This is a genomic window from Streptomyces sp. 17_S59 (genome assembly GCF_056930295.1).
Genome location: NZ_JBXOWD010000001.1, coordinates 1,952,365 through 1,964,698, shown reverse-complemented (window position 1 = coordinate 1,964,698; position 12,334 = coordinate 1,952,365). Strand labels below are relative to the sequence as shown.

17 protein-coding genes are annotated in these 12,334 nt (G+C 68.9%); 12 read left to right on the top strand and 5 right to left on the bottom strand.

The features are described 5' to 3' along the window. Positions 1–111: 111 nt before the first annotated feature. The 8 genes from AC1Z4A_RS08645 (at position 112) to AC1Z4A_RS08610 (ending at position 6,117) form a co-directional block, all read left to right on the top strand. Positions 112–846, top strand: a complete 735-nt coding sequence (locus tag AC1Z4A_RS08645; RefSeq protein ID WP_483683540.1) for an ABC transporter permease — start codon at positions 112–114, stop codon at positions 844–846. Positions 847–1,060: 214 nt separating this feature from the next. Beyond that, positions 1,061–1,642: a TMEM165/GDT1 family protein gene (locus tag AC1Z4A_RS08640; RefSeq protein ID WP_483677281.1), complete on the top strand. Its 582-nt coding sequence runs from the start codon at positions 1,061–1,063 to the stop codon at positions 1,640–1,642. Between the two features lie 112 nt (positions 1,643–1,754). Continuing rightward, a complete protein-coding gene (locus tag AC1Z4A_RS08635; protein WP_483677280.1) occupies positions 1,755–3,416 on the top strand; it encodes a serine/threonine-protein kinase in 1,662 nt (553 codons plus the stop codon). Between the two features lie 30 nt (positions 3,417–3,446). Then, complete coding sequence (locus AC1Z4A_RS08630; protein ID WP_483677278.1) at positions 3,447–3,881, top strand: hypothetical protein; 435 nt, start codon at positions 3,447–3,449, stop codon at positions 3,879–3,881. After that, positions 3,845–4,753, top strand: coding sequence for an amidase domain-containing protein (locus AC1Z4A_RS08625; protein ID WP_483677276.1), 909 nt, complete (start codon positions 3,845–3,847; stop codon positions 4,751–4,753). The genes AC1Z4A_RS08630 and AC1Z4A_RS08625 overlap by 37 nt, the downstream gene beginning before the upstream one ends. Beyond that, entirely contained in the window at positions 4,753–5,187 is a 435-nt protein-coding gene (locus tag AC1Z4A_RS08620) for a hypothetical protein (RefSeq protein WP_483677275.1), read from the top strand. Before AC1Z4A_RS08625 ends, AC1Z4A_RS08620 begins: the two co-directional genes overlap by 1 nt. A gap of 2 nt (positions 5,188–5,189) precedes the next feature. Then, positions 5,190–5,630 carry a hypothetical protein gene (locus AC1Z4A_RS08615; protein WP_483677274.1) on the top strand — a complete coding sequence of 147 codons (441 nt, stop codon included), beginning with the start codon at positions 5,190–5,192 and terminating at the stop codon, positions 5,628–5,630. Between the two features lie 151 nt (positions 5,631–5,781). Then, positions 5,782–6,117, top strand: a complete 336-nt coding sequence (locus AC1Z4A_RS08610) for an NIPSNAP family protein (RefSeq protein ID WP_483677273.1) — start codon at positions 5,782–5,784, stop codon at positions 6,115–6,117. A 149-nt stretch (positions 6,118–6,266) separates the two neighbouring features. Here AC1Z4A_RS08610 and AC1Z4A_RS08605 read toward each other — a convergent pair whose 3' ends face one another. Both AC1Z4A_RS08605 and AC1Z4A_RS08600 read right to left on the bottom strand, forming a co-directional pair. Continuing rightward, on the bottom strand, positions 6,267–6,914 hold the full coding sequence (locus AC1Z4A_RS08605; RefSeq protein ID WP_483677272.1) for a hypothetical protein: 648 nt from the start codon (positions 6,912–6,914) through the stop codon (positions 6,267–6,269). 171 nt (positions 6,915–7,085) lie between these two features. Continuing rightward, a complete protein-coding gene (locus tag AC1Z4A_RS08600; RefSeq protein WP_483677271.1) occupies positions 7,086–7,385 on the bottom strand; it encodes a DUF6255 family natural product biosynthesis protein in 300 nt (99 codons plus the stop codon). 372 nt (positions 7,386–7,757) lie between these two features. On the opposite strand from AC1Z4A_RS08600, the gene AC1Z4A_RS08595 reads away from it, so the two are divergent. Both AC1Z4A_RS08595 and AC1Z4A_RS08590 read left to right on the top strand, forming a co-directional pair. After that, a complete protein-coding gene (locus AC1Z4A_RS08595) occupies positions 7,758–8,066 on the top strand; it encodes a putative quinol monooxygenase (protein ID WP_483677270.1) in 309 nt (102 codons plus the stop codon). Positions 8,067–8,074: 8 nt separating this feature from the next. After that, complete coding sequence (locus tag AC1Z4A_RS08590) at positions 8,075–9,310, top strand: helix-turn-helix domain-containing protein (protein WP_483677269.1); 1,236 nt, start codon at positions 8,075–8,077, stop codon at positions 9,308–9,310. Between the two features lie 35 nt (positions 9,311–9,345). On the opposite strand, the gene AC1Z4A_RS08585 is transcribed toward AC1Z4A_RS08590, so the two are convergent. Continuing rightward, the gene (locus AC1Z4A_RS08585) at positions 9,346–9,702 is read right to left on the bottom strand and encodes a deoxyxylulose-5-phosphate synthase (protein WP_483677268.1); all 357 of its coding nucleotides are present in this window, start codon (positions 9,700–9,702) and stop codon (positions 9,346–9,348) included. Between the two features lie 135 nt (positions 9,703–9,837). Here AC1Z4A_RS08585 and AC1Z4A_RS08580 point away from each other — a divergent pair, with 135 nt between their 5' ends. Beyond that, complete coding sequence (locus AC1Z4A_RS08580; protein WP_483677267.1) at positions 9,838–10,524, top strand: HdeD family acid-resistance protein; 687 nt, start codon at positions 9,838–9,840, stop codon at positions 10,522–10,524. 31 nt (positions 10,525–10,555) lie between these two features. Here the strand turns inward: AC1Z4A_RS08580 and AC1Z4A_RS08575 are convergent, their stop codons facing one another. Continuing rightward, on the bottom strand, positions 10,556–11,188 hold the full coding sequence (locus AC1Z4A_RS08575) for an AAA family ATPase (RefSeq protein WP_483677266.1): 633 nt from the start codon (positions 11,186–11,188) through the stop codon (positions 10,556–10,558). Between the two features lie 69 nt (positions 11,189–11,257). Between AC1Z4A_RS08575 and AC1Z4A_RS08570 the strand changes: the two genes are divergently transcribed. Further along, entirely contained in the window at positions 11,258–11,623 is a 366-nt protein-coding gene (locus AC1Z4A_RS08570; protein ID WP_483677265.1) for a cupin domain-containing protein, read from the top strand. A gap of 41 nt (positions 11,624–11,664) precedes the next feature. On the opposite strand, the gene AC1Z4A_RS08565 is transcribed toward AC1Z4A_RS08570, so the two are convergent. Next, positions 11,665–12,321, bottom strand: coding sequence for an HAD-IA family hydrolase (locus AC1Z4A_RS08565; protein ID WP_483677264.1), 657 nt, complete (start codon positions 12,319–12,321; stop codon positions 11,665–11,667). Between the last annotated feature and the right edge of the window lie 13 nt (positions 12,322–12,334).

Here is a 12,334-nt window from a genome sequence, read left to right as displayed (position 1 = left end):
GCCGCCAGGAGGGCGGACGGGGGCGGGGGTTGGCGGCCGTAGGGTGGCCGCGTGCCCGTCGCCGCAGCTCTGCTGCCCGTCAACGCCACCCTCGGTGTGGTGCTCGCCGTCATGCTCGCCGCCGCCGTGACGGTGGCCGCGGTCGCCCGCCTGGCGGACTCCCGGGAGCGCGGCTACGCCCGCGCGATCGGCCTCGCCGGAGTGCGCGCGGCCGTTCAACTGGCCGCCGTCTCGGCGCTCATCGGGTGGGTGGTACGGGCCGTTCCGCTGCTCCTCGGCTTCCTCGTACTGATGTTCGGTGTGGCCGTGCGCACGGCCGGGCGCCGCATCACGGACAACGACACGTGGTGGTGGGCGGCGGTCCCGATCGCGGCGGGCGTGCTGCCGGCGGTCCTGACGCTGCTGCTGACCGGGCTCGTCCCGCTCAAGGGCATCGCCCTGGTCCCGGTCACCGGCATCCTCATCGGCGGGGCGCTGACCGGGACGGTGCTGTCCGGCCGCCGTGCCCTCGACGAGCTGCACACGCGCCACGGCGAGGTCGAGGCGGGCCTGGCGCTGGGCCTGCTGCCCCGCGAGGCCCGCCTGGAGATCGCCCGCCCGGCCGCCTCCGACGCCCTGCTGCCCGGTCTGGACCAGACCAGGACTGTGGGGCTGGTCACGCTGCCGGGGGCCTTCGTGGGGATGCTGCTGGGCGGCGCATCGCCGCTGCTGGCCGGGGCTGTGCAGCTGTTCGTGCTGGTCGCGCTGATGATGGTGCAGGCGGTGGCGGTGACGGTCGTCCTGGAGCTGGTGGCGCGCGGACTGCTGTACCGATCACGTACCCTGGGGGGAGCAGAAGGGGAGTAGCTCTTCGCCGGACCGTCGACATACTGCTGGGCCTCGCGCCCGGCCGGCGCCCGGAGGCCGCGCGTTCCGCGCGTGGGCCAGCGAGACCTTCGGCCGCAGTGTCCACGACGCTGCCGTGCCGAAGCGACCCCTGATTCCTTGCAATTCCTTGCACAGGCCGGTGTTTCGGCGGGGCGGCGTCACCGCCAACCGACGACAGAGGAAAACGACCCCTGTGTTCAGCTTCACCATCGCCGCCCTGGTCTTCGGCGTGATCTTCCTTGCCGAGCTGCCGGACAAGACGGCCCTGGCCTCCCTGATGCTCGGCACCCGCTACCGCGCCTCGTACGTCTTCGCGGGCGTCGCGGCGGCCTTCCTCGTCCACGTGGCCCTGGCCATCGCGGCGGGCAGCCTGCTCACCCTCCTCCCGCACCGTCTCCTCCAGGCGATCGTCGGCCTGGCCTTCCTGGCGGGCGCGGCGATGCTGCTGCTGAACAAGGACGACGACGAGGAGGAGATCAAGAAGCCCGCCGACCAGTCCTTCTGGAAGGTGTCCGGGGCGGGCTTCATGCTGATCCTGGTCGCGGAATTCGGCGACCTCACCCAGATCATGACCGCGAACCTCGCCGCCCGCTACGACGACCCGGTGGCGGTGGGCGTGGGCGCGACGCTCGGCCTGTGGGCCGTGGCGGGCCTGGGCATCGTGGGCGGGAAGACGCTGATGCGGCACGTGCCGCTGAGGCTGATCACGAAGGTGGCGGCGCTGGTGATGCTGGCGCTGGCGGGGTTCAGCTTGTACGAGGTGGCGGTGGGGTAGCGGGGGAGCGCTGCTCCGGGGCGCCGGGGCCTTCTACCCTTCTACCCTTCTACCCTTGTGCCCGCCGGTCCGGCAGCCGGCATGTGACGAGCACGAGGGAACGGAGCGAACGGTGGCCACGGGGGAGTCGAAGGACGGCGAGCTGGTCGGGAAGATACTCGGAGGGCGTTACCGGGTGACCGCGGTCATCGGGCGCGGCGGCATGGGAGTGGTCGCTCGGGCGATGGACGAACTGCTCAACCGAGAGGTTGCCGTCAAGGTCCTGCGGGCCTACACCGACGCCTCCGCGCCGGAACTGTCCGATCTGCGGGCCCGGATGCAGCGGGAGGCCCAGGCGGCCGCCCGTATCCGGCACGCCGGAGTGGTCACCGTGCACGACGTGACCGAGGAGGAGGGCCTGCCGGTCATCGTCATGGAACTCGTCGACGGACCCTCGCTCGACGACGTCCTGGCGGAGCGCGGCACGCTGGAGCCGCACGAGGCCGCGGCCATCGGCGCCAAGCTGATGGAGGCCCTGGACGCCGCGCACCGGGTCGGCGTACTGCACCGGGACGTCAAGCCGGGGAACGTGCTGCTGGAGCGCGGCGGCCGGGTCGTGCTGACCGACTTCGGCATCGCCACCGTGGAAGCCTCCGACGGGGATGCCGTGAGCAAGCTGACCCAGAGCGGCCAGATCATCGGCTCCATCGACTATCTGCCGCCCGAGCGGGCACAGGGCAGGGAGCCCGGTCCCGCATCCGACATCTGGTCGCTCGGTATGACGCTGTACGCGGCCGTGGAGGGCGCTGCGCCGTTCCGCCGCACGTCCGTGTGGTCCACGATGACGGCGATCGTCAACGAGCCGCTGCCGGAGCCCCGGCGGGCCGGACCGCTCACGCCGGTGCTGCAGGCGCTGATGGCGAAGGAGCCGGAGCACCGGCCTACCGCCGATGAGGCGCGCCGGATGCTGGAGCAGGTCGCCGCGGGTGGGGTGGCGAACTCTGTTCCACCGACGCCCGTTCCTGCGGCGCCCGTTCCTCCGGTCGTACCCACGCCCACTGCCGTCGTCACGCCGCCTCCGCCGGGGGCGGCCGGCGCCGTACCGTTTCACCAGCCGCAGCCGCAGCCGCAGCCGCAGCCGCAGGTCGGCTTCCCGCCGGTCGGCGGGCCGCCCGCCCTCGTTGCCCAGCCCGGCGCACCGGACGCGGGACGTGCGCGGCGCCGCAGCCGTGCCGTGATCGCGGCGGCGGCCGCGGCCGCCGTACTCGCGGGAGGCGGCGTCACCTACGCCTTGGTGGGCCAGGACGGCGGTACGGGCGGTGACAAGGCGCAGGCGGCGTCCCGCACCGTCTCCCCTTCGCACGACGGCCGGCACAGCGGGCACAAGGGCGCCGACGCCACGAACTCCTCGAGCGCTTCACCGTCCGACGCCCCCTCACCCTCAAAAAAACCGAGCGGCGATCCCGACACCAAGACGCCGCGCGCGTCGGCTCCTCCCTCTCCGTCGGCCAAACCCAGCTCGGTGTCGAAGAGTTGCAACGGTTGGAACCACCGGGACCCGGCCCCCGGCGCGTACGGCTATATGTCCGGCAGCTACCACATACAGACCGGGCCGTACGAGGAGTGCCCCTCCGTGTCTCTGGCCAAGGCCGGCACGAAGCTCTGGTACCACTGTTCCGCCGTCAACGCATACGGCAACACGTGGACGTACGTCCGCGTGGCCGGCACGAGCACCGCAGGCTGGATGTCCAACGACAACCTCACGCGGCAGAGCGGAGAGCCGCCCCGCTGCTAGCCGGGGGCATCCGACGAGGTCAGGCTGCTGATGCACCTCCCGCGTGACAACGACCTGCACGACTGCCGCGTCGACCAGTGGAAGAAGGTGGCCGACGACTGGGTCGCCCTCTCCCGGCGCTCCGAGCGCGCTGCCGAGGACATCCGCGCCCAGGGCAAGAAGCCGCTCGACGAACACTGGCCGGACGCCACGGGCAAGAAGGCCGGCAAGCGCCTGGAGGACCTCGCCGACCGCATGGAGGCCGGCGGCGACATCACCAAGGGCGTGGCCATGGTGCTCGACGGGCTGGCCTCGTCGATGGAGTGGGCCCAGCGCACGCTGTTCCACGCGGTGGAGCTGGCGAACGAATACGGGCTGCGTATCCAGGACGGCCGTGCTGTGGGCCCGTACACGGGTGCCGCACCCACGGGCCCAATATTCCGCAGAACGTGCGCGATGACTACTCCAAGGATTGTGCGCACATAGCCGAGATCGACGGCCTGATCGAAGAGGCCCTGCGGCAGGCTTCGCAGGCGGACTCGAAGGCGTCCGCCGAACTGGCCAAACTGGCGAAGACGGTCAACATCGCCAACACGAGCAAGGCACACAACGAGCTTGAGGTCGAGGCCTCACAGGTCGAGTTCGCCATGCTCAGGGGAAGCATCCCGGTCGGCAAGGACCCGCACCTCGTCCGCGCCTGGTGGGACGGCTTGAAGCCGGAGCAGCAGAAGGCCCTGATGCGGGCCGATCCCGTGACCATCGCTGACCTCAAGGGGATCCCCGAGGACGCCTATTGGGAACTCCATGGACGAGACAACAAGATCGACAGAGTCGAAATGGTGCGGTACGCCCTGGACCACTGGAACAAGGGGGATGACACGAACTACGGGAGTGTCGGTAACTGCACCAATTTCGTGTCGTCAGCCCTCGAAGCCGGCGGCATGGAGAAGAAGCTTGACCCCTGGCTGGGGCTTCATGGCGGCAACACGTGGGGCCGGGAGAAGGGCTTCGGATGGGGTTGGCTGGACAGGCCCCTGTTTCACTCCGATTCGTGGGCGCGGGCCGAGGGCCTGCAGAACTTCCTGCGGCGCAACGGCGGCAAGGAAGTCACAAGGTCGGAGGCACGGCCGGGTGACATCATCTTCTATGAGCAGCTGGCCCCCGGCGCTGAGACGGCCCAGGGCGAGACCCATCACGCCGCCATCGTCACCTCGGTGACCCCTGATAGAGACATCAAGTTGACCCAGCACACCAACTCCTTCCAGAACGTGAGCCTGGAAAACCGAGAACACGTCACCACTAGGAACGATGGGGAGCAGCGGGTCCGCATCGTCCGACCGCATCCGAATTGGTACTGATGGCTACTTCACCTTCCTCCGCCACACTCGACAACACCACGCCGAAGCGCCCGATCCCGCCCGGCATGGCGATCGCTGCACTGTTGGTGCCGGTCATGACCGTTGCCGGTGTGGTCAGTTCCCAGCATGCGCAGGACATCCAGAGGGACTGGCACTGGCGGCAAGAGCTTGAGCACCGACAAATGCCCTTTCCTGTGGCGGAGTACGCAGCCGCGTGGCTGGGGGTGATGTTCGGCGTGGCAGCCGTGGTCGTCTGCGTACTGGTCGGCAAGTGGATTCACCGTCGGGACAACGTCCCGCTCTGGCGGAGATGGCCGGGGCTGGTGGCCTTCATTTGCGTGTGGCCCAACATGCTGACCATTCCGTTGGAGCTGGTCATGCTGTATGACGCGTACTCCGTGGCCAGGTCGGGCGTGTACTTGGGGGACTTGTGAGGGTGCCGACGACCACTTCCCCTACCGCCGCACCTGATGCAGCCATCCCGCAGCGGCCCGTCACGCCCGGCACGGTGATTGCGGCACTGTGGGTGCCGATCGCGACCATTGTCGGCGTGGTCACTTCCTGGCAGGTGCAAGGCATCGACCGCGACTGGGTCGAACGGCAACAGGCGGCATGCCGGCACATGCCCTTCCCGAAGATGGAATATGTCGCCGCGTGGACGGGGCCGGTCCTCTGTATTTCAGCAGTGGTTGTTTGCAGGCTGCTCGCCAAGCGAATCCGTCGGCTGTACGGCGTCCCGCTCCAGGAGACGAAGCGAGGACTCGTGGCCTACATCGGTGCATGGCCCGCAGTGCTGACGATCCCTTTGGGGCTTTTCCTGCTGTATGCGACGTACTCGCCCGTCGACTCGGGTCCCATCCTGGGCGACTGCGGGTGAGCGTCCCTGCCTGAGCGGCCTGCGGGGTGATCGAGGATCCGATGTGGTCGGCTTGCTCGTTGGGGGTGTCAGTGACCGCCAGTAGTGTCGAGTGTGACGGGCATGGAGTGCTGTGCCGAGTGTTGACCCGCTATACCGCAGGAGACTGGCTGTGATTTTTGAGATCCGCACGTACCGGCTGAAGCCGGGCACCGGCGACGAGTTCGTTCGTGTGATGCGGGAGGAGTCTGTGCCGTTGCTGGAGAAGGCCGGTATCCGGGTTGTGGACTGCGGGGCCTCTCTGGTGGCAGAGGGCGGGCACGAGGAGGCGTACCTGATCCGCGCGTTCGCTTCTCTTGAGGAACACCGCGTTCAGGAGGAAGCGTTCTACGGCAGCGACGCGTGGCGGCACGGTCCGCGCGAAGCCATCGTGTCCCGGATCGACGGCTGCCACTCGATCGTTCTCGACGCTTCGGAAGAGATCGCTGAGGCGTTCCAGCGCAGGTGACGCACGCGCGGGCCGACGGGTGTCTTTGGTGTCGGCCCTTGCGAGCCTGTCGTGACATGGCAGCGGCCCTACGGGTTGGCGGCCTGCTGATCAACCACCGGCCGACCCACCAGGTCGGCGTGCCCCAACCTCAATCGCGGACCGAGTCGTCAGCCGTCCAGCAGATTGGTGATCAGCTTCCGCAACCGTCCCTCGCGGACGGTCGCCACGCCGTGGACGAGCTGGGCGCCGTAGACGACGGCGGTCCCGGTGGGCGGGGCGCTGGTCCAGCGGGTGCGGGGGATGCGGCTGAGTGCGGCTGTGGCCTCGAGGCCGCCGTGGTGCGATATTTCGCGGGCGAAGCGCGTGCCGGGCGCGAAGGCGCTGCCGGGACCGGCGGTCCGGTCGGTCCACAGCTTCTCGGAGGAGGCGGTTTCGACGTAGAACTCCCCGCCGTGCTCGGCCTCCTGGAGGTGGAAGGCCACGCGTGCCACGCGCTGCGGCCGCCTGTCGGGCTCGCCCACGCCGTGGAGGTGCGGGTCGATGCGGTCGCCGGGGCGGAGGTCGTGGTAGTCCCACGGCGTGGCGGTGGCCACGGACGGGAAGACGCGGCGTATGGCGGGCAGCGCCCGCGCGATGCCGGCGGCCAGGATCTCCTGGACCTCGTCGGGGGCGACCATTCCGTCGCTGGGGCGCGCGGGCGCCCAGCCGGTGGCGATGAGGTGCTCGTCCAGGAGCTTGGTGAGCCGGTCGGTCTCGTCGGGGGTGAGGAAACCCTCCACGGTGTGGACGGCCAGGGTCTCGGTCATGTGGATCACGATCGGACTCCTCTCGCGGGGCCCGCGGGTGCTCGCGGGGAACGGCGCCTCGCATTCCAGTTCAGCTGGTGCGGATTGCCAAGTGCTGCAGCAGAGGGCGTGGGAGCAATGGGGGCGCACGCGGGCGCGTTTGGGGGCTCTTGCAGCTGGGGCGAGGGCCGGTGCGGTGACTTACGGCTTGCCCCTGGCGCTCCGCCGGTTCGCTTCGCGGAGCTTTCGGAGGAGTTCGGTGCGGGTCCGTGGGGGCGGCGTCGGTCTGTTGGTCATGGGGCCGGTACAGGTGGCTGTCGGTGCGTAGAGCGCGGTCCGCTCGGGCAGCTCCAGGGCGTGGGCGAGAGCCTGGAAGTCGAGGATGCGCTGCGTGCCGCATCTGCCGCATGTCCTGATGCCGTTGTCGGTGGCGCAGTCGGCCTGGGGATGAGGGCAGTTGACGTACGGCGCGCGCCGTTCCTGCAGGTGGGGGACTGTCATCACGAGTGTGCCGCTCGCAGGTGCCGACCCATGGCCATGGTCATGGGTCGGCTGTCTGTGAGTCGCCCTGTCGAAGGGCTTCGTAGCGGGTCGCCTTGATTGCTTTGCACCTGGTGCAGTTCCACGGCGGGGGCTGGGCGCTGTCAGCTGTTGGCGTGTCGGCCTGAGAGTGCATCGAACCTCCTGCTCGGATCAGGGGTTGAGATGTCGGCCTGCTCGCGAGGCCTACCTGCGCAGTGATGGCGCAATCGCAGAAAGTAGCAGGCTAACTGCGAAGCTACTCGCAGTTTTTCTGCTAGTCAAGGAAAACTGTGGCTATCTCCCTTCTTCGCGTTCTGAGAGTCTTGGTGTGACCTGAGGGGAGGGCGAAACATGGCCGCAGGCTTTGGCCTGGTCGTACGCTTCACGCTGCGTGACCTGGAAGCCGCCGAGGCCTTCGACGAGTTGGTCTCTCGCACGCTGGATGGGATCCGGCAACAGGAGCCGGGCACGGTCGTCTACGTGAACCACCGGGTGCCGGGCGAGCCGAACGTACGGATCTTCTACGAGTTGTACGAGGATCGAGCTGCGTTCGAAGCTCATGAGCAGCAGTCGCACACGAGGCATTTCCTCGAACAGCGCGAGAAGTTCGTGACCAAGACCGATGTGACCTTCCTGGAGCACCTCGACGGAAAGGCGTGAGAAGTCCGATGAGCCCCGATGGGCAGCGTGCGTTCGGTGCGCGAGTAGCGGAATTGCGTACGGAGCGGGGGCTGACCCAGAAGGGCCTGGCAGCCGAGATCGGCCGCACGACAAGCTGGTTGTCCCAAGTGGAGCGTGGCGTCCAGCCGGTCAATCGGTTGGACGTCTTGCGCCTGCTGGCCGATGCACTCGGTGTCCCAGTGCATGAACTGCGCCCGGACGCTCCTCAACCGACCCCATCGGTCGAGCCCGCACCAGTGCCGAACGATCTCGATCAGGTTCGGCTTCTCCTCTCGGGGCCCCCGGCGCTCGAGGTCATCCTCGACCCGGAACCGAGACATGCGAGGGCCTCGCTCGCCGACCTTCGGGGAGCTGTTGACCAGGCATGGTCGCTCGTCCATGGCAACCGCTTCTCGGAGCTGAGCGTTTCACTCGGTTCGGCCATCCCGACGCTGGAGCGCATGGCTCGGACAGTTGGCAGGCGAGATCAGACTGAGGCGTATGTCCTGCTCGCTCGCGCATATCAGGCGATGTCGGCTGCCTTCGTGCGTCAGGGCGAGGCGGACGCGGCCTGGGTGGCCGCGGATCGCTCCATCGCTGCCGCCGAGCGGTCCGGTCGTGCACTTGAAGTGGTAGCAGGGACGTTTCGGCTTACCCACGCCTGCGTACGGCTCAAGCGATACGATCAGGCTGAACATGTGGCCCAGTCCGCTGCCAATGCCCTCGCCCGGCACATCGAACGGGTTGGTGCATCACCGGAGAGGCTGTCTCTCCTGGGTTCCATGCATCTGGCGCTCGCCCTGGTGCACGCGCGGTGCAAGAACCGTGCCGATGCTCGCTGCGAGATGCAGCAGGCACGCCTGGTGGCTACGCAACTGGGCGAAGACCGCAACGACTTCGACCTTGAATTCGGGCCGACGAATGTCGAGATCCAGGCCGTTTCCATAGCGGTCGATCTCGGTGATGCCGGTGAAGCTCTTGAAATCGGCTCGCAGTTGGATGCTTCCGGCCTGTCCATCGAGCGTCAGGCCAGGCTCGCACTTGACCTGGGCCGGGCGCATGCGCAACTCCGGCACGTCGATGACGCTCTTGAGTGCTTCCTCAAGGCTGAACGACTGGCCCCGGAGATGGTTCAGACCCACGTCACAGCGCGCGCGGCAGTCCGGGACCTGATGCTCGTGGCCGGTCGGTCCGCTTCGTCGGAACTGCGGGCGCTTGCGCGGCGCACCGATGCGATGTCCTGAAGCGACGATTTGAGGACAGCCCCGGGCAAAGTGCGTCAGCCCTTGGGGCTCCGCACCTCCCGCCGCACCAGCGCCCGCGCAATCGGCTCCCCCGAACGCCCCGCATACGCCATCCGCTCGCGCACCTCGCTCAGCGTGCGAGGCCGGTAGCCCGGGCCGTCGCCGCAGCAGCCCTTGTGGAAGCGGATGCCCGCGTGCAGCAGGACCGAGAGCGTGCGCCATGCCGCCTTGTTGCGGCGGCGTGGGGGTGCGAACGCCGAGCCGACGTGGATCAGGGGTTCTGTGCAGCGCGGGCACGGCCGGGGGCGGGCTGCGTCGTGCAGGCCGGGGTACGGCTGCTTGTACGAGGCCCGGCAGGGCAGGCACACGTACGAGGTCTTCGTGTGGGGCACTCGCGCAGCCTAGGAGGCTTCCCTGCGCTGTGCACGCCAGTTCCGTTGTCGCCCCGGAGAAAACTGTGCAAGCCTGACAGCAAGGAGATTTCTGCCTGGATATCGGCATCTTGTTTCCCTGGGGAGGCAAGCCCTATGAGTTTCTCCTCCAGCGGCCCCAACGAGCCCAACACTTCCGGCATCCCCCACGAAGAGCAGCCACCCCTCGGCATCCCCGCCGGCCTGCGCATGTTGGCCAATGCCGGCTGGCAGGTGATGGTGAGCGCGGGCGTCGCCTCCCTGGCGCTCGGGGTGATCGTCCTGGCCTGGCCGGGCGCCAGCCTCGCCGTGGTCGGTGTGCTGTTCGGCATCTATCTGCTGGCAATCGGCGTGTTCCAGCTTGCCGGGGCCTTCGGCTCCCATGTCCCGGGGCACATGCGTGTTCTCGGGTTCGTCAGCGGTGCCCTTTGTGTGCTACTCGGGCTGGTTGCCTTTCGCGGGCCCGCGCAGTCGCTCCTCCTGCTCGCCCTCTGGATCGGGTTCGGCTGGCTGCTGCGTGGCGTCATGCTGACGGGCGTGGCGCTGTCCGTTCCGGAGCTTCCGGCCCGCGGCTGGCAGATCTTCCTCGGGCTTGTCAGCGTTCTGGCCGGGATCGTGGTGATCTCCTCGCCCTTCGCATCGATCGCCGTCCTGACCATGGTGGTCGGCATCCTGCTGATCGTCATGGGCCTCATCGAGGTCGGGCACGGCATTCAGCTGCGCACCCGCCTCGGCAAGCTCTCCGGGCACGGCGCGCACCGGGGTGGGCATGGTCATCGCTGGCACCTGCGTCCGCAGCACTAGCAGGCCGGGCCGGTACCGAGGGCGTCCCCCCTCAGACGAAGCGGATGTGCTTCGCCCCCGTCCACGCCCTCCGCAGGCGTCCCTTCAGCGGGCCGTCCGTGTTCGGGGTGAGTGCCAGGCTCGCCGATGCCGCCATCTTCTCCGCCACCTGCGGGATCGTCAGGTCGTCCGTCCAGATGTGGTCCGCGAACTCCGGGCCGCGCAGGCGGTCCAGGCACATGTCCAGCTTCGACACCGCGAAGCTCTCCCTGCGCAGCGGGGCGTCCTTGCCCGCGATCAGCTGCATCGCGTGGCCGAAGCCGCGCTCGCGCAGTCGGCGGAGGACCGTGCTGCGGTCGGCCAGTAGGGCGAAGTGGCGGACGTCGTGGCCGCGGTCCCGGAGGCGGCCCACCGTTTCGGCGAAGTACGTCGGGTCCACGACCGTCATCGGGACGATCACCGGGCCCCCGTGCCGCGTCAGGGCCAGGTCCAGCACCTCGTAGACGCCCTGGCGCCACGCCGCGAGGTCCTGGAAGTCGCCCCGCAGCGCCGGTGGCAGCATCCGGTGCAGGCCGAAGCCCGCGTGTTCGGGGTCGCAGATGACGCTTCCCGGCAGGCGGCGTTTCAGCTCGTGCGCGGTCTGTGTCTTGCCGCCGCCGAAGGGGCCGTTGATCCACAGGAGCATGTGCGGACCCTATTCCACCCTGCCTATCGTGAGAGTGGGCGGCCTCCCCGTGGACGAGGAGGAGGAATCATGACGTCGACAACGCGCGAGGACACGCCGGTCACGATCCAGGGCGAAGGCGTCGAGATGCGCACGCAGGAGATCGGCGGCGACATGACCGTGCTGTACGCGCGCGCGGCCAAGGGCCTGGATCTCGGGGCGTCCCTCAAGGGTCTGCCCGACGATCTGTGCCCGTGTCCGCACTGGGGTCTCATGACCAAGGGCACGGTCAAGCTGCGGACGAAGAGCGGTGAGGAGACGTACGAGGCCGGGCAGGCGTTCTACTGGGCGCCCGGTCATGCCCCCGAAGCCGTCGAGGACAGCGAGTTCATGCTGTTCTCGCCGACGGCGGAGTTCAACACGGTCGTTGCGCACATGCAGAAGCAGGCGGGCTGAGTCGGCTGACCCGCCTGCCTGCCTACCTACCTGCCTGCCGCTCAGACCTCGTCGATCCGCAGGACGATCCGGCCCGACGGGCCCGCCGTCACCCGGACCTGCGACAGGTCCGCCACCGCCGCGTCCGGCCCGTGCGCCGCCGCGCGCGGGCCCACGCCCACGACCCGCATCCCGGCCGCCTTCGCCGCGGCGATGCCCGCCTCCGAGTCCTCGAAGACCACGCACTCCGCTGCCGCGAAGCCCAGCTCCGCCGCGCCCTTGAGGAAGCCCTCCGGGTCCGGCTTGCTGGCGCTGACGGACTCGGCCGTCACCCGGACCGTCGGCATCGGCAGGCCCGCGGCGCCCATGCGGGCCCCGGCGAGGGCGCGGTCCGCGGAGGTGACCAGGGCGTGGGGGAGATCCGCCAGCGCGGCCATGAAATCAGCGGCACCCACCACCGGGACCACGCCGTCCATGTCGGCCGTCTCCGCGTCCAGCATGCGGCGGTTGTCCTCGTGGTTCTGCGCCATGGGGCGGTCCGGGAGCAGGACGGCCATCGTGGCGTAGCCCTGGCGGCCGTGGACGACCTTCATGACCTCGTCGCCGTCCAGGCCCTGCTCCTCGGCCCAGCGGCGCCAGCAGCGCTCCACGACCGCGTCGGAGTTGACGATCGTCCCGTCCATGTCCAGGAGCAGGGCACGTGCCGTGAGAGTGGTCATGGGGCAGCTCCAG

Bases quoted from the DNA above. Each gene is read 5' to 3' on its own strand.
- AC1Z4A_RS08645 (WP_483683540.1), top strand. From the start codon at position 112: ATGCTCGCCGCCGCCGTGACGGTGGCCGCGGTCGCCCGCCTGGCGGAC.
- AC1Z4A_RS08630 (WP_483677278.1), top strand. From the start codon at position 3,447: ATGCACCTCCCGCGTGACAACGACCTGCACGACTGCCGCGTCGACCAG.
- AC1Z4A_RS08620 (WP_483677275.1), top strand. From the start codon at position 4,753: ATGGCTACTTCACCTTCCTCCGCCACACTCGACAACACCACGCCGAAG.
- AC1Z4A_RS08600 (WP_483677271.1), bottom strand. From the start codon at position 7,385: ATGACAGTCCCCCACCTGCAGGAACGGCGCGCGCCGTACGTCAACTGC.
- AC1Z4A_RS08595 (WP_483677270.1), top strand. From the start codon at position 7,758: ATGGCCGCAGGCTTTGGCCTGGTCGTACGCTTCACGCTGCGTGACCTG.
- AC1Z4A_RS08590 (WP_483677269.1), top strand. From the start codon at position 8,075: ATGAGCCCCGATGGGCAGCGTGCGTTCGGTGCGCGAGTAGCGGAATTG.
- AC1Z4A_RS08580 (WP_483677267.1), top strand. From the start codon at position 9,838: ATGAGTTTCTCCTCCAGCGGCCCCAACGAGCCCAACACTTCCGGCATC.
- AC1Z4A_RS08575 (WP_483677266.1), bottom strand. From the start codon at position 11,188: ATGCTCCTGTGGATCAACGGCCCCTTCGGCGGCGGCAAGACACAGACC.
- AC1Z4A_RS08570 (WP_483677265.1), top strand. From the start codon at position 11,258: ATGACGTCGACAACGCGCGAGGACACGCCGGTCACGATCCAGGGCGAA.
- AC1Z4A_RS08565 (WP_483677264.1), bottom strand. From the start codon at position 12,321: ATGACCACTCTCACGGCACGTGCCCTGCTCCTGGACATGGACGGGACG.